The sequence below is a fragment of the Pleionea mediterranea genome, from assembly GCF_003148745.1.
GTDB lineage: Bacteria > Pseudomonadota > Gammaproteobacteria > Enterobacterales > Kangiellaceae > Pleionea > Pleionea mediterranea.
On record NZ_QGGU01000014.1, the window covers coordinates 32723 to 55657 of the forward strand.

Genomic DNA, 22935 nt, shown 5'->3' on the forward strand with positions numbered 1-22935 from the left:
AACCTTTCAATGAATCGCTGTAATATCTAGCCACTGATAAGTGATGGCTGACCAATCAGGATCAGTGCCGTATTTAAAATCACCACAGATACACCATACAGAGCCCAGTAACGCTCTCTGGTTTTATGCCAGGTTAATGCGCAGCCAAGAGCCTGTGAAATAGCGATCAACACCATGACCCACAGAGCCGCCTGTGTCATTTGTCCCCAGTGAGTCACTAATACGGTTATCTGTACCAGCAGCATGGCGATTAAATAATAGAGTGCAATATCGGGTCGGCCTTTTAAGGTTAATATGGCAAGTGGCGAGGCCAGTAATAGAACTGGAATCGCTAAGATACTGATAAGTAAAAATATTTCCATAGTAATTGGCCTGGCCTGAGTTTATGATTTAATGAATTTCGACCGCGAGTCTACATAAGGGTCAGGCGATAGTCTAAAAAATTTAAATAAATAGGGAATAAATGGACGATGGCAACGTTATACCCTCAGTGGTTAATTAAATGACGAGAATACGAGTGGTTAATCAACTTATTCAGCAACACTCTCAGGGGGCGTACGCCATGGCGGTGCAAATGCTTCGCTGTAAAGACGACGCCCAGGATGTTATGCAGGATGCCTGCTACGCGTTACTGCGTCAGGCGCGGTTGCCAAAAGATTCCAGTCAATTTCGTATGTTGCTGTTTAAAGTGGTGCGCAACAAGGTTATTGACCGGGTGCGTGCGCAAAAAGTCAGACGCAGTGAATCATGGAATGAAGAGAGTGTGGCGGCTAATGAGCAACAAAATCCAGAGACTTACTGGCAACAACAACAGGCTCAAACTTCAATAAAAAAAGCATTGGCAGCCCTGTCTCTGGAGCATCGGGATATTATTTTATTAAAAGACTGGCAAGGTTTCAGTTACGCAGAGATTGCCAATATTCTTGAGATAGAAGCCGGAACCGTTATGTCGCGATTGCATCGGGCAAGACTCGCTCTGCGTCAACAAATGAAATTAAGTGAAGGTGAATCATGACTGAGCTATGCAGCAGTATTGAAGCTAAGTTATCGGGTTATCTGGATGGCGAGTTAACCCAACAGGAGTCGCAACGTGTGCATAATCATTTGCAGCAATGTGAGCAGTGCAACCAGTTATACCGCGACTTAAAGTCCATGCAACAGGACGTTGCCCAATTGGAGAAAAAGACCATGAGTGAAGAACAACTGGAAACCTTAATGACGGATAAACCGGCAAAAACATTTGAGTGGGCCGGCTGGTTGTTATTGATAGGTGGGATAGCCGTGATTGTTGGCTACCTGGCGTATCAATTTTTTACCCAGGACACTACCGCGCTTTGGTTAAAATTAACCATCAGTGCCATATACGGTGGCGTAGCCTTTTTATTATTAACTGTATTGCGGCAACGATTGATTGCCCGAAAAACCGATCGCTATAAAGGAGTGGATTTATGAGTCATATTATTGTTTCAACGTCGGACGAATTACCGGGTTACACGGTTGAGAAAACCTTGGGTTTGGTGCGGGGCAATACCATAAGGGCCCGACATATTGGCCGAGATATTTTGGCCGGCTTGCGCGGAATAGTGGGTGGTGAAGTTCATGAGTACACCAAGTTATTGGCAGAAAGTCGCGAGCAGGCGTTAGACAGAATGATTGAAGAAGCGCGCAGCATGGGTGCCGATGCAATCGTCGGATTGCGCTTTTCTACCAGCTTAATGGCTCAGGGCGCTGCCGAGTTATTGGCCTATGGCACCGCGGTTAAGTTAGCGAAATAAAGCTGTAAGGACTACAGTCAATATTCTTTCCGTTCAATAGCGGAAAGAATATATTGTTAACTTTGCAAGAGGATTTTAGCAAGTGGCTTTTAGTGAAAATGGATTTGAAATTGTAGAAAACATTCTTTCGATGGATGACATTGAAACGATTAAACGTGAACTAACCACTTTAGAGCTTAAAGGCGGTGGAATTCGTAATGCTGAGAAAAAGCTGATATCCGTCGCAACTTTAGTAAAAAGCCATTGGCTATTAGATCTAGCGTCTGATTATCTGAATGGAAAAGCCAAGTTTGTCCGCTCCATAGTTTTTATCAAATCTATTTCTAATAACTGGCTTGTCAGTTGGCATCAGGATAAAACAGTTTCAGTCTCTAAGAATATTAATAGATTAGGTTGGAGCAACTGGACTGAGAAAGATGGCGTTTTGAATGTACAGCCTCCTATTGAAGTATTAGAGAATATGATAACTTTTCGAATTCATCTAGACGAAGCAACGGAAGAAAACGGCTGTCTAAAAGTGATTCCAAATAGTCATAAAGAAGGGGTTTTGTCGCAACAATCAATTACTCACTATACAGAGCATCATAAAAGTATTCACTGTAAGGCACCTGCTGGCTCTGCTTTAGTTATGCGTCCGCATGTTTTACATGCATCAAACAAATCAACATCGACACAGCCCAGAAGGGTGCTACACATAGAATTTAGCTGTTATCAACTGCCTGATGGTGTGAAGTGGGCGTAGAAAATGTTAAGTTACTTTAATAGTAAAGACAGGATAGTTAACAAGACAGAGTGCTTGTATAAAAATAGGAGAAGGTTTTGAAGTCAATTCATTATTTAGGGTTAATTGTTCGACTTTTTGCAATAGCTTTATTTGCTTTTGGTGTTAAAAACGCAACATTTTTTCTTGAAACTTTATTTTATTATTCTGAAGATGCCGTGAGGTCGACAACACTTTTTATGGCATTATCGGCATTGGCGCCCTTGATTATTTCTGTAGTACTTTGGTTTTTCCCAATGACAGCAGCCAGCAAAATTATGACTGATAAAGAAGCGTCGGTAGAGGTGTTATCTTCTGTACAGCTGTTATCTATTATAATCGTTGGAATTGGTTTTTATACGCTTTACTATGCATTAGTTGATGCTGTGTTTTGGTTGTCTTTTAAAAATATGGCTTCAAATGGAATGGCATCAACAATAAATGGGTTTGATAGCAGCCCCCAAGATAAAGCAAATATGATCGCAACTGCTGTGGCTTTCCTGCTTTCCCTTATACTGATATTTAAAAGTAAGACTATTGCCACATTCATTTCCCGAACGGTGAGATGATGAAGTCTTTATTAAACTGAGTATTGAGGGATAATTCCTTTCTCTGGCCACTTGCTGGATAGTTTTCTTTTATTAGAGTCCATAAAGGTACTATCAAATTTTAGCTATAGATTTTTGCAGTAACTGAGCAGATTAAGAACTAGTTCAGAAACAGAAGTAAACCTGACTTAGGATATAAGTTAGTCATAATAGGTACTGCAATAAAGCCATTACAAAAGCCTTACCTTTCTTGATAAAGGAGTGCTAAGTACTTTTGTTGCCATTAAAATGTCTATGAAATTAGCCGCAGGTAATGATTTTTACGTTGCTTGGGCTTAATTTAACCTTCAAAAATCAAAGTTTTTTCTATAATTTAACGACTTTTCGCCGCTGATTATCCCAGTTTGGGCTGGTTTTGGGTATAATTGCCGGCTATCGAAACAATGAATTTACAAAAAGCGAGTCGATTGGGCGATCGTCTCGCTTTTTATGCCTTTGGTAAAGGGCTTTAACCGTGGTGCTCGGGTCAAGGGGTTAACTTGGCTCGAATCCATCCATGATTCATTCAATATCATCCGCGCCAAAACGTATTTCCATTTGGCGTGTTGATGAGAAACATCAATTGACATTCTCTTGGCCCAATCAGTAAGTCGGGGCTTTTAATCACCAGGAGTACAGAAATGAAGCAAGTAGAAGTAGGCATAATAATGGGGTCACAGTCAGATTGGCCAACGATGCAACGGGCTACCGAAGTGTTGGATGCGCTGGGTATCGCTTATGAGTCCAAAGTGGTTTCTGCACACAGAACACCAGACCGGCTGGTTGCTTATGCTAAAGGTGCTTCTGAACGTGGTTTAAAAGTGATTATAGCTGGCGCTGGTGGTGCTGCGCATTTGCCGGGGATGGCTGCGTCCATGACCGAGTTGCCGGTGATAGCCGTACCTGTACAAAGCAAGGCGTTAAAAGGTATGGACAGTTTGTTATCTATAGTGCAAATGCCGAAAGGTGTCGCGGTTGCCACACAAGCAATTGGTGAGTCAGGCGCTTTTAATGCCGGACTGATGGCTTCTCAAATTATTGCACTGTCAAACAATGACGTGAAACAACGTCTGATCGAGTGGCGCAGCAATCAAACCGACTCAGTATCTGAGGAGGTTGAGTAATGCATATCGGGATCTACGGTACTGGCCAGTTAGCCCGGATGATGGCGCACGATGGAAAAAAGCTTGGCGCAACCTTCAGCTTTATTGCTGAGCCGAACGATGATGTGTCTGCCATTAAAGGCCTGGGTGAACAGGTTATGTTTTCGGGGAGTGAGTCTGCCGAAGCGATCTTTAAAGCGCTGGGCGAGCCTGAAGTAATCACCGTAGAAAAAGAAGCGGTGGATGTGCCGTTGCTGCGCGATCTGCAAAAGCTTTGCCGGGTGTCCCCCAATCCTGACGTGCTTGAAATTACCCAGCACCGTTTAAGAGAAAAAAACTTTCTTAATAAAATTGGCATTCCTACTGCCGGTTACGCTGAAGCAAACAGCGCAAGTGATGTAACAAAAGCAATTGAAGCGTTAGGGATCCCGGTTGCCGTAAAATCCATTGAGCAAGGTTACGATGGTAAAAACCAGTGGCATTTAAAAACCGAAGCCGATGTTGAAAAGTTTTTAGAAACCTACAACAGCAGCCCGTTAATTATCGAGCAATGGGTGCCGTTTGAAGCCGAAGTGTCTTTAATTGCAGCGCGTTCCTTGGCCGGTGATATTGCCTTTTATGCAATGGCGTACAATGAACATCGTGGCGGCATTCTTATTAGCTCAATTGTTCCTGCGAAAAACTACCAAGAAAAGTTTACCAAGCGTGCGCAAGAATATTTGAGAAAAATACTGACTGAATCGGACTACGTTGGCGTTCTCTCAATGGAATGTTTTGTGAAAGGCGATGAGTTATTGGTTAATGAGTTAGCACCAAGAGTTCACAATAGCGGTCATTGGTCACAGGCGGGCACCGCTTGCAGTCAGTTTGAAAACGCCATTCGTGCGGTTATGGGTATTGAGTTAGGCAATACAGAATTAAACGGGCCTACCGCCATGCTTAATTTGCTGGGAAAGGAAGTGGCTCAGTCTGACATTACTATTCCAAACGCTCAGTTGCACTGGTACGACAAACAATGCAAACCCAAGCGAAAAGTTGGTCACATTAATTTTCAGCACGAGGATTATGCCGAGTTGGAAAAAAATCTGGCAGCGCTTGAAAAGCAGGTTTATCAGGACAATTAATATTTAGTGATGTTGAATCTGATTCTTTAGACAGCCTTTCTATTAGTTAGATAAAAAGGCTTATTCGATATCTGTTGAAAAATATTTTTTGCCTATTGGGACTTTAAATACAGGCTTGATACTTCTACGTACGATTTGACGTACGTAAAAGTATGGCATAAACTGTTTGTAAATTGAGCAGTTCAGAGGTGTTATATGAGCGGCATTACAGCAACAGAGGCTCGAAGCAATCTTTATCGGTTGATAGATGAAACCGCAGAGTCCCATAAACCAATAATCATTAGTGGTAAGCGAAATAAGGCGGTTTTACTCTCTGAAGAAGATTGGACTGCCATTCAGGAAACCTTGTTTTTACTGTCTGTACCAGGTATGCGAGAGTCAATTCGTGACGGAATGGAGACTTCCATTGACGATTGCGACGAGGAGCTCGACTGGTGACATGGAAATTGGTTTATACCAGGCAAGCTCAAAAAGATGCCAGAAAGCTTGCCTCTAGTGGACTAAAATCAAAAGCACAAAAACTGCTATCTATAATTTCAGAAGATCCCTTCCAAAAGCCCCCTCCATTTGAGAAACTCATTGGCGATCTTGCTGGTGCTTACTCTCGACGAATTAATATTCAGCATCGTTTAGTTTATCAAGTACTTGAAGAACAGCGTGTCGTGAAAGTTCTCAGGCTTTGGAGTCATTACGAGTAACAGGTTTGAATTGATGACCAAAAAACGATCCGCAACTCTCTCCGATGCCAGGCAATTATCTGAGCTGGCGGAGCAAACCTTTCGAGACGCCTTTACTGAAGCCAATAACGCAGAGGATATGGCGATGCATTGTGCATCGACCTATGGCGAGTCGATTCAAACCGCGGAGCTATCCGATCCCAATTACGATACCATTGTGGTTGAAGATGATGGTCAATTGGTGGCTTACGCGCAGCTCCGGCAGGGGCATTATCCTGAATGCGTAACAGCGATTTCACCCGGTGAAATTCAGCGTCTTTATGTGGACAAACAATGGCATGGAAAAGGATTAGCGCAAGCATTAATGACTGAGTGTTTAAGTCGGCTGCGCGAAAAAAATAATGATGTAGTGTGGCTTGGTGTATGGGAGCATAACCCAAGAGCCATCGCTTTCTATAAAAAATTAGATTTTCAACCGGTTGGTAAGCATGTCTTTAAATTAGGCAATGATCCTCAAACCGACATTATCATGATGCGCAGGATTAAAGCTGAATAAACAATTAGAAGATAAGTAAATGGACTACTCAAATTATAAGTACAACGAGCTCTTAGAAGCATTAAGCTCTATAGATAAAGAGCTTTACCCTGAAAATTATAAGAAGTTAAAGGCTGCAATAGATAACTACTGTCCTGACAGATTTCGAAAAGAAGAGTTTCTTAAAAATATTGCTAGTATCTCTGTTGAAAAGCTGGAAGAAATTTATAAAAACACTGACGATTCTTCTGTTAAAGCTCTCTGCAAAAGTTACATTACTAAAAAAAAGAAAAATAAAATTTGGCGTAAGTATGCTATTCCATGGGTCCTTTTTAGCGTATCAATTGTTCCTAGACTTGATGTTGAAAAATATTATTCAATTATTTTAATTCTTGCTGTGTCAGGGATTTGCGCCGCTTTAGTAATGAAGGAAATAAACAGGTTAACTAAAAATAGTAATCAATAAGTGTTAGTAGCTCCTTTGGTTCTGTATCTACACTTTGTATGATTAAATATTTGATATTACTTGATTAATCGAATCCATAATCGCTTTCCAGGGTTGGTTTTTCGGTTGTGAGACGTGGGTACATAAGTAAATGTCTCGTCGCATCACTGGCGCATCTTCAACCTGAAATAACCTCGAAGAACACGCATCAACCAATCGGCTGGGCAAAAAGGCAAAGCCGCCTATGGTTGATAAGTAACTCATCGCCATATTCCAGTCACTGGCGTGAAAGCGCGGTGAGCGTATCTGCGGTAAATACTTTGCGTGCAACGCAGAAAAACTCTGTCCGGCATCCACCAGCACATAATCCTGTTCATTTAAATCGCTCACTTGTTTGTTCTGCTCAGAGCTGTACAGCTGTAAGTCGAGGGTTAGGACTTTTTTAGCCGAAATCTCGTCAACCTTGGGTGCATCAAAGGTAAAGCCGATATCCAGTGTTCGTTCTTGTAAGCGGCGTAGGGTTGTGGCGGCGTCGAGAGATTCGGTGCGGACCACTATATCGTTATTCGATTGTTGCAAACTCACCGGTAATGACGACAGGCAAGCCTGCCAGATAGGCTGAGAGGCACCAAGTGTCAGTTGTGCCGAAATGCCCGGACGAGAGACATCTTGCAAGGCTGTTGACCAGGTTGCCAGCATTTGCTCGGCATGAGGGATCAGCCGTTCACCCTGTGGCGTGAGCTGTAAGTTATTGCGGAATCGTTGAAACAGCGGAACGCCTAAAATATCTTCCAGTTGCCGAATACGAGCACTCACCGCAGACTGCGTTAAATAAAGGTTCTCAGCGGTTTTACCAAAGTGCCGGGTATGGGTTAGCGACAGAAAGGTTCTGAGTAAACTGATGTCGAGGTTATGCAAATTTTTTTCTCGTTAAGAGTAAATTATTTCGTTTTATCTTAACTGATTATTCGGTCAGTATGCTATCGCATTTAACTTGAGGAGATGCATTAGATGAAGCGTTATCCATTATTGACGGCCAGTTTATTGACTGTTTTCACATTGTGTTCCGTGGCTAAGGCTGACGACGGTAGCCGCTTAAATGAAGGGTCTACCGATGTGACACAGGTTTGTCATAATTCAGGTGTAAAAACAGGGTTAGAAGGTGATGCCCTGGCGTTTTTTGCCGATGTTTGCAGCGATGCATTGGACGGACTGACATTTGCCAGTGAAGATCCTTTGAGCGATGATGAAGCCGCCGACATTGAACAGAAGTGTGCCGAAGAAGCGCAGGACAGCAGCGACTTTGATGCCAGTTTTGAACAATGTGTGTCGCGTGATCTAATCGATGCGTTGAAACAAAAAAGTCAGTAATCAGTTGTATCTGTTAAACCAGAAACCAAACCGGAGAAACAAATAATGATGCAATCACGAGATTATTATTTAAGCCGTCGTTTTTTTGATGACAAGCATTACCCATACGGGTTTTCCCGTTCTGGCGACTTTACCTTGTCCGAGGTGCAAGCGTTAGAAAAGCACGGTGTACTGTTTCAAGCGTTAATGGAAGCTAAGGTATTGGACACCAATGAAGAGGATAAACTTTTCATTAAGGTGATGAAAGGCAAAAAGCAGCCACAAACATTGGCGCAAAAAGCCTGGTTAAAATACCTGAAGTGTAGCAAGCGTGCACCGGTTTGGTTAACGACTCGAAAACTTGGTGCGAGTAATGATCAGTTATACAGCGTTGATGATGATTTCGATTTAGAAGATGCTATTTAGCTTATCGATAAGTTAAACGACCGCCGCGTATTTAAATCTACAGTGAATTTATGCGGCGGACTTTCTTTACGCTTTTTGTTTTTTATTGTCTTCACTAACCGAATCAGAAAGAACATACTCAAGCTCCGGATCAATCAATAAGCGACCGGCCATGGCTTCACGGCCAAGCAACATTAAATATGTCATACCCGAACGATCCGTCAGTGTTAACTCTATGGTCCACTCATCGTCACCCAGTTTAATCAGAGTATCAATAACGTAACGATGCTCTTTGGTTGCATTGGAACTTTTAATGGTTCGTATGGCTTTTGCTTTCGCTTTGCGCCGAACAATTTTTTCAACGTTGTGGTAATCGGGGTGAATATCAAAGCTTATCCAGAGCTCTTTGCCTTTTTTAAATTCCTGTAAGTTGTCCACATGCAAAGATGATGTTTTGGCTCCACTGTCAACCCGCACATGCAGTTCTTTTATTTCCAGTTCTGGCAAGTCACACAGTTCAGTAATGCCTACGAGTTGTTTTTTACTTTTGGTCATAAACGGTCACCTGTTATGTCACATTGCTGTCAATCATTCCGGTTGATTGACGTTAACGCTATCACCATGGTGTTCATGGAATTGCTCAATGCTTTCAATAACGCTGTTGGATTGTTTGCTGCTGGATTGATTAAAATACGCGATATGATAAACCGCTTCGCCCTCATGGACTAATGGGATGTTTTGTTTACCAATGATCACACCTTCGGCATTACTTTTTATAATATCGATAACTTCGCCATAAGGATCTTTTACTTTCGCTAAAATATCACCTTTGTGAACATAATCACCGAGCTTATGTTTGTGCGAAATAAAGCCACTGTCGGTAGCTCTTACCCAGCCACTTTCTCGGGCAATGTAGGGTTCAACGGGATCTTTTTTACTGCGGCGTTTGGTGACCATGCCCAGATGACGCATAACATTTAATATGCCGCGGTAGCCTACCCGTATGCTGAGCTCATCAAAGCGAAGTGCTTCCCCTGCTTCGTACAGCAACATACTGATACCCAGGTCATTGGCGCTTTCGCGCAATGAACCGTCGCGTAAATTAGAATTGATTAATACCGGAACACCAAACGCTTTTGCCATCGCCAGTGTTTTTTTATCATCTAGATTGGCTCGAATTTGTGGCAGGTTACTACGGTGAATTGCTCCTGTATGAAGATCAATACCATAGTCGCACTTTTTAACAATTTCATTCATAAAAATATGCGCAATACGACTCGCCAGCGATCCCTTTTTGCTGCCGGGAAAACTTCGATTAAGATCACGACGATCGGGCAGGTATCGCTCATGGTTTAAAACGCCATAAGCATTCACCAATGGAACGGCAATTAAGGTGCCTTTAAGGCCACTGATATTTTTACTATTAATTAACCGACTTATTATTTCGATACCGTTTAATTCATCGCCGTGAATTGCAGCACTAACAAATAAAGTTGGACCCGGCTTTTTACCGCGTTTGATAAAAACCGGCAAAAACATACTGGTATCAGTGTATAAACGCACAATAGGGATTTCCAACTTCTTGGTTTCCCCTGGCGCAATGCGAGTGCCGCCTATTTCAAAGTCATCCGCCACAGTAATTAACCTTTACCTTTAGTACGCGTTTTATTGGGCTTGGCTTCTTTTTCAATAAACTCAAATAATAAACCGGCAATGTCTTTGTCGGTTGCTTTTTCTATCCCTTCAAGACCGGGCGATGAATTAACTTCCATCACAACCGGGCCACTGTTGGATCGTAAAATATCCACACCACACATATTTAGCCCCATTGCTTTGGCGGCCTGAATGGCGGTTTTTCGTTCAGATGGTTTAAGCTTTATAAGCTCGGCACTGCCACCACGGTGTAAGTTGGAACGGAACTCGCCAGGCGCTGCTTGTCGTTTCATTGCGGCAACAACTTTATCGCCAATGACCAGGCAACGAATGTCAGCACCGCCGGCTTCTTTAATGTATTCCTGAATTAATATATTGGCTTTTAATCCCATAAAAGCTTCGATGATACTTTCTGCCGCCTTGCGGGTTTCTGCAAGCACAACACCAATACCCTGAGTACCCTCAAGTAATTTGATAACCACTGGCGCACCGCCAACATTTTTCAATAAGTCATCAATTTTATCGGGGTTACGAGCAAACCCTGTACGTGGCAAACCAATGCCTTTGCGTGATAATAATTGCAACGAGCGAAGTTTATCGCGCGAGCGACTGATAGCCACCGACTCATTAATCGAATAAGTTCCCATCATTTCAAATTGCCGTACCACCGCTGTGCCATAAAAAGTAATGGAAGCGCCAATACGTGGAATGATGGCGTCGTATTTAGGCAGGGCTTCACCTTTGTAACGAACCGTTGGGCGATTTGACGTAATGTCCATGTAGCAGTGCAACGTATCAATGACGTCCACTTCATGTCCGGCTGCAATGCCTGCTTCTTGTAAGCGACGAGTCGAATAAAGAGAAGGGTTGCGCGACAGTATTGCAATTCTCATAAATTTTTATCCTGTGCTTTGCGTGGGTAGATGGCGATTAATCAAGAGCAAGACATGCCTCGGAATTAATCACGAAAGTTATCAAATTGAAACGGCTGATCAAGTTCTGCTTCACGAACAATGGCCATGGTTGATTGTAAGTCGTCGCGCTTTTTTCCCGTTACGCGAACTTTATCACCCTGTATAGACGCTTGAACTTTTAATTTGGAATCTTTAATTAACTTAACCAACTTTTTTGCAATGTCTTTGTCGATGCCTTGAATAAAGCTGACTAATTTTGAATAGGTTTTTCCCGAATGTTCAACATCGCCAGATTTTAACGAGCGAGGATCAATTTTTCGTTTGGTACAATTGTTGCGCAAAATGTCCATCATTTGTTGTACCTGAAAATCACTTTCACTGATGACTTTAACTCCGTCATCTTTTAACTCGAAAGAAGCGTCAACATTTTTAAAATCGTAGCGTGTTGTTAGCTCGCGATTAGCGTTTTCTATGGCGTTGCGAATTTCGGTGTTATCAACCTCGGTCACAATATCAAATGAGGGCATAAAGTGTTCCTTAAATAATCAGTCGAATGCTTGTGTTAGTAAGTTTATAGTAATGGATTAAAGTTAGTTTAACACGAAGTTTTCGCAAGTGTTAAAAGCTAACCTGAACGATAATAGAGGGCGATGGGCTATAAAAAGCAAGATGTCAGGGTAAAAAGCAAGATGGCTGGGTAAAAAGTAAGTTGATAGGGTTAAAAGCTGCGCCACTGGATGAAAACCATGGCATGCTGTGGCACACTGCACAAAAATAGCCATCACAGCTTGTGATTATTCGGGTAGTATTATTCCAAGAAGAGCCGCGCTGCGGCTGCCTGAACCTTGCTTATTGAGTGATTTGGTAATAATGACTCAATTTTAACGACAAACATTTTATGTAAGGACTTTTTGATATGAACGTTTGGTTTAAATGGTCATTGCCTCTGTTATTGAGCGTGCTAATGGCCTGTGACTCAAAAGATGATGGCGTTAATGAAAGTGGCGACGAAACCAGCCCTCCATCATCCGTGGGTGAGCAACCCGAGCAAGTCAAAACCGATGACGAAAGTTATTCGGCACCGGAACAACAATTGAATGATTTGTTTGTTGACGCCCGTGAAACCTTGTTTCAGGCACGTCCTGTTGCGGCAACTTTATACGGAATGGCACAAAAAGATGTGGGTGACTATTACACCAGTCAGTTACCGGATTTTACGCCTGAGTCGGAAGCCGGGTTTCGCCAGTCATTGCTGCAACTGTCACAACAGTTAACGCAGTTAGAAAGCGCAGAGTTATCGCAACAGGCAAAAGAAAATAAACAGGTGATGGCGAATATTACCCGCTACTTTGCCGGTGATCCTGCGTTTTCCATTGGTTACATAGATACCTGGATGGGCTTATCGCCGTTTGTGATTAATCAGATCAACGGGCCGCTAATTGATGTGCCACGTACCATGCAAAACGATCAAAAAATTACCAACGAGCAAGAGGCGCTGGATTACATTGGTCGATTGGCGCAGTTTGATCAATTTGTTGCCGGTATTGAGCAAAAGTTTGAGCACGACATGGCAAAGGGATGGATTGCTCCAAAAGTGGTACTGCAAGGTGCGCATCGTTATCTGAACAAGTTTTTAAAGCCAGAGCCAGCGCGTCATCCTTTAATGGAAGAGTTCAAGCAAAAGCTCAATTCATTAGAAGACTTAACTCTTGAAAAGAAAAATATTTTAATCGATGAAGCCATGCGTCAGATGACTCAGGTGGTGTATCCGGCTTATCAGGGCATAACCGAGAAAGTGGCTTCGGCGATTGATAAAGGGCGTGATGAAGATGGCATTTGGGCTCAGCCAGAAGGTGCTGCTTATTATAAAGACGCGATACGTCAGTTGGGTGACAGTGATCTATCGCCAGAAGCCATCCATCAAATTGGTCTGGATGAAGTGGCTCGCATCAGTAAGGAAATGGATCAGATCCTTACGATTCAAGGTTATAAAAAAGGCTCTGTGGGTGAGCGAATGGTTTCCATTACTCACGAAGGGCGTTTTTTGTATGAAGATTCAAAACAGGGCCGCGCAAATTTACTGAATGATTTAAACGGTTATATCGATGAGATTAATCAGAAGATGCCAGAATTGTTCAAAACCAAGCCGCCGTATCAGGTTGAAGTGCGGGCGTTTCCGGTTGAAGTACAAGACGGTGCCCCAGGTGGACAATACACACCGCCGGCTGTGGATGGTTCAAAACCGGGCATTTACTGGATCAATCTGCGAGATATGACGGCCAACCCAAAGTTCAGTTTAAAAACTTTAACCTATCATGAAGCGAATCCCGGTCATCATTGGCAGGTGGCGTTAAATCTGGCACAGGATGACTTACCTTTTTTAAGACGTATCGCACCTTACAACGCTTATGTAGAAGGTTGGGCGCTTTATTCAGAACTAGTCGCAAAGGAAATGGGCATGTACCATCAGGATCCCTTTGGTGATTTGGGGCGATTGCAGGCTGAATTGTTTAGAGCAGTAAGGTTGGTGGTGGACACGGGTTTACACCATAAAAAATGGACCCGCGAGCAGGCCATTGATTATATGAGTAAAACCACCGGTTCTGCCAAGTCGGACGTTGTCTCTGAAATTGAGCGCTATATGGCGTGGCCGGGACAAGCGCTCGGTTATAAACTGGGCATGTTAAAAATTGTAAAACTGCGGCAACAGGCCGAGAAAGCACTGGGTGATAAATTTGATTTGGCCGAGTTTCATGATTTGATTTTACTTGGCGGTGCCGTGCCCATGACTGTACTTGAGCAAAAAATTAATCGCTGGATTGATTTAAAACAAAAAGGATGATCTAAACAAAAAGGATGAATCTAAACAAAAAATCAAATTGAAAAAATAATACATTTATCTGCCGTACACATTTATTGCTGATAGTTTCAATGAATGTGTGCGGCAGATTTAACTTAAGTTGTTTTTAATAGTATTGAATTACTCAACCAATAATATTCAGTCGCTCTAAAATCCAGAAGCCACCAAACAGTGCAATGGCGGTGGCGCTTGCAGGAATAACAATGCCTCTTGCGGTTGTAAATCGGCGCAGTAAATAAAAGACTGGCAACGTCAGCAGCACAATCACTAATTGACCCACTTCTACGCCCAAATTAAACGCCAGCACACCAAGCACTTGATTGTGTTGTGGCAATCCAAGTTCACCCAGCGCACCGGCAAATCCCATTCCATGAAGCAAGCCAAAGGCAAAGGTTAACCAGCCCAGACGAGTCACCCACTGGGTAATAACATTGATGGCGGCAAACATGACCGAAAGGGCAATGCCGGTTTCAATCCACTGTGAAGGCAGGTTGATCCAGCCAAGTGCGGTTAAAATTAGGGTTAACGAATGCGCCAGAGTGAAAAAGGTCACCAGCCAGGCGACGTGTTTCAATAATTGCAGCAGACTGCGATCATCGTTTGTCGATGCTGCTGTTTGAACGGTTGAAGAAGCGGTTTTGTTAGCGATTCTTCTGGAACTTTGGTAGCCAGCTAAAGGTAATATCAAGGCCAGTAAAAATAAAATATGATCGAGACCAATCCAGATATGAATGACCCCTTGCTGCCAGTAAAAGTTAAACGTATCCCAGGCAGTTTGCGGTTCATAACTGAATTCAAAAGATGTTTTTTGTTGCGATAATATTTGTTGTTGCACCGACGACTGTTCGGATTGTTCTGTGCGCCAGTTGATGAGTAATTTATGTTGCGGTAATCGAGCAAAAAATGCCTGATAACTGACTTGAATGGAGTCCGATGTTGCGCATTGAATACTTAATGGCAGGCGCAATAGCGTTTCGTCGTAACTGGTCATCAGTTTAGCCGAATCTTGCCAGCTTATGGCGCAGGGCGTTGCCTGTTTAAATTGTAGATTAGCGGTTAAGTAGTTATGAATATCCGGCAGTGATGTCAGGGTTTCTTGCCAGGTCAACTTGCCGTCGTTATTGCGATCAACGCCGACTTGTTGTTGCAAATCTTGCAATCGAAGTGCAATAAAACCGTGATGATTATTGTCCGCGTCTGCCTTTAGTGATAGCTGTGCGGTACTGAATTCATGGGCCGATAATGAATTGCAAAACAATGATGCTGTTGATAGCGCAAAATACAATGAAACGGTAAACAGAGTCTGCTGAAAAAACCTCATTATGGTGTCTCACTTTTTTGGTTTAAGGCTTGTTTCAAACGTTGAGGCTTCGCGGCTTGTTGCGGCGGTGATTCTGACAGGCGTTGGGCCTGACTTAACAATTGTCGATCAAAATATTCTTTTGCCCGTGCCCAGTTTTTATTGGCCCAGTGTAAAGCCTTATCGGCATCGGGCGAAACATAGACATAGAAATAAGCTAAATCGGCGGCGTGCTGTTGATCGTTTCTCAGGGCGCGTAATGCCATTTTTTTCGACAGCTTTTGCTGCCAGTAAGTCCCACGTTGAGTCAACAACTCCGCTCGTGCCAGTCGAACCAGTAAACTGTCTTCAAGCGTGTTTTTATTGTCTGCCAGTTGACTGATGTGCTGATAAACCTTTAATGGCTTATTGGCAAGAAACTGACTGTCGGCCCATTGCAGTAACTGACTGACCGGTGCTTTATTCAGCTCAAAAGCAAACCATTGTTGCGCTTCCGGAATTAAATTTTGATGCAAGGCGTTGTTGCCGAGCAATCGGTGCAACCATCGTGTAATTGTTACTGGTGCCGATGGGTACTGGTTTTTTAAACGCAATAACTGTTGATAAATAACACTGTGTTTTTGTTGCCACTGTTCGGTTGGTTTAGCGCTACTCACCTGTTGATAAAACAGCGCATCACTTCGGGCATCCAGCAAACACAGTTGAGAAATTAATAAATCGGCGGTGCCAATTAATCCGCGGCAAATTTGTTCTGCCTGGTTGGGATCACCCTGTATCTGTTGCAGTCGTGCTTTTGTCAGTTGAGCCTGCGGGTAACCTGATTGTTGTTTTGAAATCGTGTTTAACCAATGATGCGCCTGCTCAAACTGATGTTGCTGTTGCAGCACATTGGCCTGAGCGAGAATCGTTCGCTGTTTTTGTTTTTCGGTTAATTCAGTCAATTGTATGACGGCAGAGTTCGTTTGATTTATTGCATCCGTTTTCTGCGCATTATTGCCACCCTTGATCATAGTGTTTTTCGTCACAGGTTTACTGGCGTTTTGAAACTCGGCTGACTGTGTAATTGCTTGCAGCAATGGTTCTATCAACGCTTCAACATAGCCATAAAATCGACTGTTACCAGGCTGTACCGCCTGTTTTAAATAGGCTTCGATTAAATTAAGTCGTGCATCAATGTTTTGCGGGGATTGCTGAAAGTTTGTGAGCGCCTGTTTTACCGTGGCCGGTAAATTTTCCGTACTGTTGAAGTTGGCGATCACTGTGTCGCCACTCGGCGGTACCCAGACGTTTTCCTTTGCCTGAACCGGACAACACAACAACAGCGCGGTTAGCGCTGTTGTTGTGATATATCGGGATTTAATTTGAGATAACTTATTGAGAGCCACTGTCCACCAAATCCTGATATTCGTCGGTATTGTTAACGTCATCGATGAAGGTTCGCCCATTTACGCCCGTAGGCATGTCAGAGGCTTGCTTCTGATAAACATTACGGCTGTAGACACTGAATGTTTCCTGTTTTATGTCTACGGTAATGCTTACGGTTGCCGGAGTCGAATTGACCTCGCCATCGTTGATGACAAAGGTAAATTGATCGTCACCGGTAAACTCTGCTGCAGGTGTGTAAGTGAAGTTACCATCGCTGGCAACAGTTACACTACCATTGGCAGGTTCACTATCGAGTGCAAAGCTCAGGGGATCACCATTGGCGTCAAAGCCATCCAGTAAACCCTCAAGCGCCGTATCGGTCACGGTGCTAACCGACTGATTATAAGCCACCGGTATGGTATTGGGTTGTGGTTCGTCATTATCGCTGTCGAACACACCGCAACCGGTGAGCGACAACAGCACAGTGGCTGATGTCAGTTTCAGTAAAGTATTCATCAAGTCCTCCTTAGTTAGGTGAGCCAGCCAGTGGCGTCAACAGATAGGGGAATGATTCGTCAAGATCGGTCGCTGAAATTGGCGCACCATCAGTAAACGGCGCATCACCAACATTCGCATCTTCCGGCATACAATAGCCCAGATTGGTTGGTGTGCCTGCTACCGGGATTTCATGGCAAAGTCGACCCATTACAACGCGAAGGGCAATATCCACCACATCATCACCAGGACGACGGCCATTCGGGAAGCCGGCCAGGTCATCACCAATCACACCCATTGGCGACTGAGCGCCTGCGGCAACAGCAGGGATACCGGTATTTAAGCGGATCATTTCGGAACCTGTAACGGTTTGCTGCTGGTTAACCCCCGGAAATCCGGTTAAGAAGGCTGCAACCAGATCATTACGCGGAAAGTTTGTTGGCGCAATGGTCTCAAAGTTGGTATTTAGTGTTGCGTTAACAGCGTCTTTAAACAGAATGTTTAATAGCTCTGGCAAACTGGGGTGAGTCACATAATCAATAAACTGGCTGTCCTGCGATGGCGCATTCGACGAGAAGCGATCTTTGTCGGGTAGACCAATCACCAGCTCGTTGACCAGTGGATTACTTAAACGTGATACCTGAACCAGTGCACCGCCGTTCACTTCCGGTTTATCGAAGGTGGCGTTTGGATTCTGGATACGAGCCTGTTTTACGTGGGCTGTGGTCCATGCACCAATAACACCATTGCCGTCACCGGTAACACAGTCGGCCGGTAATTCCAGTGCCAGTGTTGTGACGTTTTTGCCACGTAAATCATCGTTTGCTGCGTCTTGTGTGATACCGCCAGGGAAACCATTACCGTCGCCAGCACCCGGGCTGCTGTCGCCTTCAACGGGGACATAGTTTACCAGGTCAAAGGTTTCGCCAAGGTTGACCACAAAGGGATCTTTACGTTGACCAACGAATACTTTACCGGCAGTGCTGCAACCGGGAACGTTGATATCGTATTGGTATTGATCGGCGTAGGTTTGATAATCAGCGGAGGAGGTAAAGGTTTTATTACCAATATAATCCCAGGGCTTGGTAAAGGTATCGTTACCGCCAGAAGAGGTTACCGCTTGCTGCGTACCGCTGCTCATGGGGCCTTCAACCAGACTGATTGAGTAGTTTTCAATGAAATTCAGTGCGGCGTTGTTGCCTGCACTGATGCCGCCGGCATTTTTAAGCGGAATGGCAATGTCTTTTTTACCGCCATCAGCGCCTATGGGTAATGTAATTCCGGCGCCATTGGCCGCCAAAGACTGGTTAAAGCGAAATTGAAAGGTCATATCTTCAATTGCATCGCCGTCGCTGTCGATGTGAATGGCATAAACTGCAGCCGGATCCATCGCAAAGTAATTTGGACCGCCTTGAGGGTCCTGCAATGGAATGTAATTGGCTAATAAGGTCACGTATCCGCTTCGACCAGTTTCGTAACTGTTAAATACATAAAAGTCAGTGGAATCCAAAGTCGGGTATCGTGTAATGTTTGGCGCTTCTCGGTGACTTGACGCTTCTACACTGGTGCAGAAGGTTGCGCCGGCCAAACCTAAGGCCACCGCACTGGTGAGTATTGAATATTTCATAACTGAGTACCTTCCTTTTGTTTCTGATGAATGTAACGTTTGATGTTTCTTATAAAACGATGTTTCTTATAAAGTTACGGGGCACCCGATGATCCGGATGCAAATATTTCATTAAACCCCTGAAAGTGTGATCCAGTTCGCAGTCAGGATCACCGGTCCCGTAGGGGCGCCCGTAGGTGAACCGCCTTTGGGTTCAACACTCACGGCGAGCCCGGCGTTAAATAATTCGTCGGGCATTTTGCTTTTCAGCCAGGCCAGTTGCCCTTTTTTCGGCAATAAACCTAATGAAATCGGAGCTTTGCCGCTTTGCGGCAGCATCCAGAGCTCAAAGTCCTGAGCACTGGTCGAACTGGGTACCTGCTGAGCGGTGACATTAACCTTTGGTCCCCGTTGTTGTAGCAACCAGGCTGATTTGTTCAGCTCAGTTTGCAGTACGGCAACGGCATTAACCGCCGCTGGTGGTGTTATCGAGGGTTGCGGCTGCAATGATTGCCAGCCAATCACTACGGCAACCAGTAAAGCAGCTCCCGCTGTGATCCAGCCCGATAACCAGCCGAGGCGGCCAGCAGGTGCTGTTTGTGATGCGGACTGAATGGCCGATTGCCAGCCAAGTCGTTCGGTGATCCTTTGCCACAGCGATTGATCCGGTGTTATTTCGGGCAGGGATTCGGTCATCGGGTTAAGCAGTTGTTCCCACTGCCAAACCCACTCTTGCAGTGAACGATGCTGCATTAATAACTGGTTAAAACGGCGACGGGCACCTGCGCTCATGGTGCCCAGTACGTAGCGTTTGGCCAGCTCTTCGGCGAGCTCCGATTTTAAATAATTCATGACTTTACGCACCGTTTTAGTGATTCAAGACCGCGGCGGATCCAGCTTTTTATGGATCCCAGTGGTGCTTCAAGATGCTTCATAATCTCTTGATGGGTCAGGCCGTAAAAGTAAGCGAGCTGAATGGTCTGTCGCTGCGCACCCTGCAATAAGTCCATGCAGCGATAGAGCTTACTGTCATTGTCTGTGGCAGTTTCCAGAACATTCGGGTTAATGTCGGCGGGCAAAGGTAAGTCATTGGAATGGTTATGATGTACTTTTTGGTGGCGCAGTTCGTCTATGCAGCGGTTGCGAACAATGCTGACTAACCAGGTCATCACACTGCCACGCTCGGTATGGTAGGTGGCAGCGTTGTGCCAGACCTTGATATAGGTATCCTGAACAATTTCTTCGGCTAAATCTTGTCGATTCAACAGTTTGCAGGCAATGGCCAGTAACTTTCCGGCAGAGGCTTCATACAGGTTTTGAAATGCTTGTCGATCTTTTTGTGCAATGGCATAAAGCCACTTTAAATATTGCTGATTGAGCTTTTCGTTATTGCTGCTCATAACGCCCTCCATTGTTCTTGTTGTATTACTTACGAGCAATGGATGCGATTAGATGCATTTTTTAACTGGTTTGATGAGTACATTATTTTTTGAGTTTGAAGTAGTGAATAAAAATGATTAGCCGCCTTACATGATGTTAGTGATTGAAGTAAGCTGATTTTGTTTTTAACGAAAGCTGAACAATCAGTATAGAAGGGATAAGAAAGAATGCATAAGAACAGGCCGATAACTTTGACCAAGTAAAGCATGTTGAGATGAAAGTTGAGGTAATTTTATTTAATGACAGGTCTGAATATAAGATTATTGCCCGGTAATTTTTATTTTTTTAGAATAAAATTTATCGGGCATAAACTCATTGAGTGATAGAAACTTAATGGTTTCTAATTTTTATCGTCTTTATTGTCGCGATATTTTTCAAACCAATGCAGAATATAAGCAACCTTCGACATTAAATTACTGGGTCGTTTATAAATTCCATGTGGCGCGTCCGGAATTCTAACCATGGCCGTTTCCACTTGTTGTAATTTCAGGGCCTGATAAAACTGTTCGGTTTCCGAAATAGGCGTTCGGTAATCGGCTTCACCGGTCAGTAACATGGTGGGGGTTTTAACATTACCCACGTAACTGATGGGGGAGCGTTTCATATAGTGTTCAACATCTTCCCAGGGTTTTTTACCGAACCAGTTTTTATAAAAAAACGGGTAAAAGTCGGAGGTTAAAACAAAGCTGTACCAGTTGATAACCGGTTTTGCCACCACCGCAGCAGCAAACCTGTCGGTATGACCAACAATCCATGCGGTTAATACGCCGCCACCAGAACCGCCGGTAACAAACAATTCTTTTTCATTGATAAAGCCTTTGTCGATCACCGCATCCACTGTTGACATTAAATCATCGTAATCCTGGCTGGGATAATTGTGATGAATGGTTTGCGCGAACTCTTTGCCGTAGCTATCACTGCCGCGAGGATTGGCGTAGACCACCACATAACCTTTTGCCGCCATCAGTTGTACTTCGGTGGAAAAGTGTGGACCGTAATTGGTTACCGGACCGCCATGAATTTCAAGAATTAACGGGTATTTTTTATTGCGATCAAATCCGGGCGGATAAGCGATCCAGGCTTGTATATCACGTTGATCGTAAGACGACTTAAGCCAAAGCTCTTCGATGGTTGCTATGTCTTTATGCCCCAGCGCATCTTCGTTTAATTGCGTTAAGGTTTTATAGCGATTGTTTTTTACCATCGCAACATCAGCCGGCCGTTGCGGATCGGAAATGGTAAAGGCGATGGTGCCATCGCTGGCAACATCAAATTCGCCGCCAGAATAAGGTCGACCAAAAGATTGCCCGCCAATGTTTTTGGCAACAACTTTTCGTTTTCCATTCAGCGGTTGGTAGGCGACATAGGTTGAACCTTTATCATCGTAAGATAAATATAATCCTTTGCTGTTGCTCGACCATTGGATGCTGGAAGCGGAACGATCAAAGTCTGATGTGGGGGTGCGTTTATTTGAGCCATCGACAGACATAATGGTGATATTGGTGTTTTCATAATTGGTGTATTGCTGATCGTAACCAAGGTAGGCAATCAGTTTTCCATCCGGTGATACTTTGGGTGATGAGTCTGGGCCATTTCGATCCGTTAGCTGGGTTAATTTTTTGCTATTAATATCGACCGAAAAAATTTCCGTATTAGTGGGATCTAAATCCTTATCCTTGTGACGGTTGGCAGAAAAGTAGAGTTTACTGCCGTCTTTTGCCCAGCTTAGTGCTCCCGAATGATCAAATTCACCGTTGGTTATTTGTCTGGCAGTGCCGCCGTCGGCGCTCATAATAAACACATGAGTGTTGCCACTTTTGGTGTAACCGGCGCCATCAAATCGGTAATAAACATCGTCAATGTAAACCGCCGGCTTTGCCCATTTGGCACCTTTCGGTTTTCCCGGTAATGACACTGGCGATTCGTTTTTACCCGGCACAAATCGGGTAAACGCAATGTATTGTCCATCGGGTGACCAGCTGATGTTTTGAGGACTGTGTGAAAAGTGTGTCATCTGGGCTGACTGGCCAGTGTCGAGCCATTTAATATGGATTTGTGATTTACCACTGGCTGTCGATAGGTAGGCCAGTTTTTTTTCATCGGGGGAAAGTGTTGGAGCGTAATCCGCAAATAAACCATTGGTTACCGGCGTCAGTTGTTTATTGCGATCAACGCGCCAGATATTTCCAACTTTTCGATCGGTGTGTCGATCCATATAATTGCGGACAAAGTAAATCTGCTCAGCATTATTGGATATTTCTAATCCGGAGGCGTACTCCAGAGTAAACACATCATCGAGTTGAAGGCGGTTTAAATCATTGGCCTGACTGACCGAGTACATCAACAAAGACGTCAGCAGTATGACTCCTGACTTAATTTGAGTAATCATTCACTTGCTCCCTGGTTTTTTATTGGGCGTTATTAGGCATATTTATTAAGCGTTTTTATTAAATCAGGGATGATGATTAGATGCAATCGAGACAATGATACAAGTTTTACTCAGTAACGAGTTATGCATTAAGGAATGTATCAATGGGTGTT

The 22935-nt window shown here is 43.9% G+C and carries 27 protein-coding genes; 14 read left to right on the forward strand and 13 right to left on the reverse strand.

The window, feature by feature from the left end; genetic code table 11:
• Positions 1-26: 26 nt before the first annotated feature.
• On the reverse strand, positions 27-362 hold the full coding sequence (locus C8D97_RS16510) for a hypothetical protein (protein WP_109764909.1): 336 nt from the start codon (positions 360-362) through the stop codon (positions 27-29).
• 140 nt (positions 363-502) lie between these two features.
• Here C8D97_RS16510 and C8D97_RS16515 point away from each other — a divergent pair, with 140 nt between their 5' ends.
• From C8D97_RS16515 to C8D97_RS16565, 11 genes are all read left to right on the forward strand, one after another.
• Entirely contained in the window at positions 503-1015 is a 513-nt protein-coding gene (locus C8D97_RS16515; protein WP_109764910.1) for an RNA polymerase sigma factor, read from the forward strand.
• Positions 1012-1452: a zf-HC2 domain-containing protein gene (locus C8D97_RS16520; protein WP_109764911.1), complete on the forward strand. Its 441-nt coding sequence runs from the start codon at positions 1012-1014 to the stop codon at positions 1450-1452. The genes C8D97_RS16515 and C8D97_RS16520 overlap by 4 nt, the downstream gene beginning before the upstream one ends.
• Complete coding sequence (locus C8D97_RS16525; protein WP_109764912.1) at positions 1449-1775, forward strand: YbjQ family protein; 327 nt, start codon at positions 1449-1451, stop codon at positions 1773-1775. The genes C8D97_RS16520 and C8D97_RS16525 overlap by 4 nt, the downstream gene beginning before the upstream one ends.
• An 82-nt stretch (positions 1776-1857) precedes the next feature.
• Positions 1858-2517, forward strand: a complete 660-nt coding sequence (locus tag C8D97_RS16530; RefSeq protein ID WP_210204978.1) for a phytanoyl-CoA dioxygenase family protein — start codon at positions 1858-1860, stop codon at positions 2515-2517.
• Positions 2518-2594: 77 nt separating this feature from the next.
• Positions 2595-3104 carry a hypothetical protein gene (locus tag C8D97_RS16535; RefSeq protein WP_109764913.1) on the forward strand — a complete coding sequence of 170 codons (510 nt, stop codon included), beginning with the start codon at positions 2595-2597 and terminating at the stop codon, positions 3102-3104.
• A gap of 659 nt (positions 3105-3763) precedes the next feature.
• Positions 3764-4246 (forward strand): 5-(carboxyamino)imidazole ribonucleotide mutase, encoded by a 483-nt coding sequence (purE, locus tag C8D97_RS16540; RefSeq protein WP_109764914.1) that lies wholly within the window; start codon positions 3764-3766, stop codon positions 4244-4246.
• Complete coding sequence (locus tag C8D97_RS16545) at positions 4246-5349, forward strand: 5-(carboxyamino)imidazole ribonucleotide synthase (RefSeq protein WP_109764915.1); 1104 nt, start codon at positions 4246-4248, stop codon at positions 5347-5349. The genes purE and C8D97_RS16545 overlap by 1 nt, the downstream gene beginning before the upstream one ends.
• Before the next feature lie 195 nt (positions 5350-5544).
• Complete coding sequence (locus C8D97_RS16550; RefSeq protein WP_109764916.1) at positions 5545-5787, forward strand: type II toxin-antitoxin system Phd/YefM family antitoxin; 243 nt, start codon at positions 5545-5547, stop codon at positions 5785-5787.
• Entirely contained in the window at positions 5784-6047 is a 264-nt protein-coding gene (locus C8D97_RS16555) for a Txe/YoeB family addiction module toxin (protein WP_109764917.1), read from the forward strand. The genes C8D97_RS16550 and C8D97_RS16555 overlap by 4 nt, the downstream gene beginning before the upstream one ends.
• Positions 6048-6060: 13 nt before the next feature.
• A complete protein-coding gene (locus C8D97_RS16560) occupies positions 6061-6582 on the forward strand; it encodes a GNAT family N-acetyltransferase (protein ID WP_109764918.1) in 522 nt (173 codons plus the stop codon).
• 19 nt (positions 6583-6601) lie between these two features.
• Entirely contained in the window at positions 6602-7027 is a 426-nt protein-coding gene (locus C8D97_RS16565) for a hypothetical protein (protein WP_109764919.1), read from the forward strand.
• Positions 7028-7069: 42 nt separating this feature from the next.
• Here the strand turns inward: C8D97_RS16565 and C8D97_RS16570 are convergent, their stop codons facing one another.
• Positions 7070-7924, reverse strand: coding sequence for a LysR family transcriptional regulator (locus tag C8D97_RS16570; RefSeq protein ID WP_109764920.1), 855 nt, complete (start codon positions 7922-7924; stop codon positions 7070-7072).
• Between the two features lie 93 nt (positions 7925-8017).
• On the opposite strand from C8D97_RS16570, the gene C8D97_RS16575 reads away from it, so the two are divergent.
• Together C8D97_RS16575 and C8D97_RS16580 are read left to right on the forward strand one after the other, a co-directional pair.
• Positions 8018-8377, forward strand: coding sequence for a hypothetical protein (locus tag C8D97_RS16575; protein ID WP_109764921.1), 360 nt, complete (start codon positions 8018-8020; stop codon positions 8375-8377).
• Between the two features lie 45 nt (positions 8378-8422).
• The gene (locus tag C8D97_RS16580) at positions 8423-8782 is read left to right on the forward strand and encodes a MaoP family protein (RefSeq protein WP_109764922.1); all 360 of its coding nucleotides are present in this window, start codon (positions 8423-8425) and stop codon (positions 8780-8782) included.
• A gap of 66 nt (positions 8783-8848) precedes the next feature.
• Here the strand turns inward: C8D97_RS16580 and C8D97_RS16585 are convergent, their stop codons facing one another.
• The 4 genes from C8D97_RS16585 to C8D97_RS16600 all read right to left on the reverse strand — a co-directional run bounded on the left by C8D97_RS16585 (position 8849) and on the right by C8D97_RS16600 (position 11855).
• The gene (locus tag C8D97_RS16585; protein WP_109764923.1) at positions 8849-9316 is read right to left on the reverse strand and encodes an ATP-dependent zinc protease family protein; all 468 of its coding nucleotides are present in this window, start codon (positions 9314-9316) and stop codon (positions 8849-8851) included.
• A 33-nt stretch (positions 9317-9349) separates the two neighbouring features.
• Entirely contained in the window at positions 9350-10396 is a 1047-nt protein-coding gene (locus C8D97_RS16590) for a succinylglutamate desuccinylase/aspartoacylase family protein (RefSeq protein WP_245411484.1), read from the reverse strand.
• A gap of 5 nt (positions 10397-10401) precedes the next feature.
• Positions 10402-11307, reverse strand: a complete 906-nt coding sequence (gene rimK / locus C8D97_RS16595) for a 30S ribosomal protein S6--L-glutamate ligase (protein WP_109764924.1) — start codon at positions 11305-11307, stop codon at positions 10402-10404.
• Between the two features lie 65 nt (positions 11308-11372).
• Positions 11373-11855 (reverse strand): YajQ family cyclic di-GMP-binding protein, encoded by a 483-nt coding sequence (locus tag C8D97_RS16600; protein WP_109764925.1) that lies wholly within the window; start codon positions 11853-11855, stop codon positions 11373-11375.
• Positions 11856-12244: 389 nt separating this feature from the next.
• On the opposite strand from C8D97_RS16600, the gene C8D97_RS16605 reads away from it, so the two are divergent.
• Positions 12245-14170 carry a DUF885 domain-containing protein gene (locus tag C8D97_RS16605; protein WP_109764926.1) on the forward strand — a complete coding sequence of 642 codons (1926 nt, stop codon included), beginning with the start codon at positions 12245-12247 and terminating at the stop codon, positions 14168-14170.
• Between the two features lie 142 nt (positions 14171-14312).
• Here the strand turns inward: C8D97_RS16605 and C8D97_RS16610 are convergent, their stop codons facing one another.
• The 7 genes from C8D97_RS16610 to C8D97_RS16640 all read right to left on the reverse strand — a co-directional run bounded on the left by C8D97_RS16610 (position 14313) and on the right by C8D97_RS16640 (position 22783).
• Positions 14313-15509, reverse strand: coding sequence for a HupE/UreJ family protein (locus tag C8D97_RS16610; protein ID WP_109764927.1), 1197 nt, complete (start codon positions 15507-15509; stop codon positions 14313-14315).
• On the reverse strand, positions 15509-16873 hold the full coding sequence (locus C8D97_RS16615) for a hypothetical protein (RefSeq protein ID WP_109764928.1): 1365 nt from the start codon (positions 16871-16873) through the stop codon (positions 15509-15511). Before C8D97_RS16615 ends, C8D97_RS16610 begins: the two co-directional genes overlap by 1 nt.
• Positions 16860-17369 carry an Ig-like domain-containing protein gene (locus tag C8D97_RS16620; RefSeq protein ID WP_109764929.1) on the reverse strand — a complete coding sequence of 170 codons (510 nt, stop codon included), beginning with the start codon at positions 17367-17369 and terminating at the stop codon, positions 16860-16862. Before C8D97_RS16620 ends, C8D97_RS16615 begins: the two co-directional genes overlap by 14 nt.
• A 10-nt stretch (positions 17370-17379) precedes the next feature.
• Positions 17380-18975 carry a DUF4331 domain-containing protein gene (locus C8D97_RS16625; RefSeq protein WP_109764930.1) on the reverse strand — a complete coding sequence of 532 codons (1596 nt, stop codon included), beginning with the start codon at positions 18973-18975 and terminating at the stop codon, positions 17380-17382.
• A gap of 111 nt (positions 18976-19086) precedes the next feature.
• A complete protein-coding gene (locus tag C8D97_RS16630; RefSeq protein ID WP_109764931.1) occupies positions 19087-19806 on the reverse strand; it encodes an anti-sigma factor in 720 nt (239 codons plus the stop codon).
• Entirely contained in the window at positions 19803-20354 is a 552-nt protein-coding gene (locus C8D97_RS16635; protein WP_109764932.1) for an RNA polymerase sigma factor, read from the reverse strand. Before C8D97_RS16635 ends, C8D97_RS16630 begins: the two co-directional genes overlap by 4 nt.
• Positions 20355-20734: 380 nt before the next feature.
• On the reverse strand, positions 20735-22783 hold the full coding sequence (locus tag C8D97_RS16640; RefSeq protein WP_109764933.1) for a S9 family peptidase: 2049 nt from the start codon (positions 22781-22783) through the stop codon (positions 20735-20737).
• Positions 22784-22935: the final 152 nt, after the last annotated feature.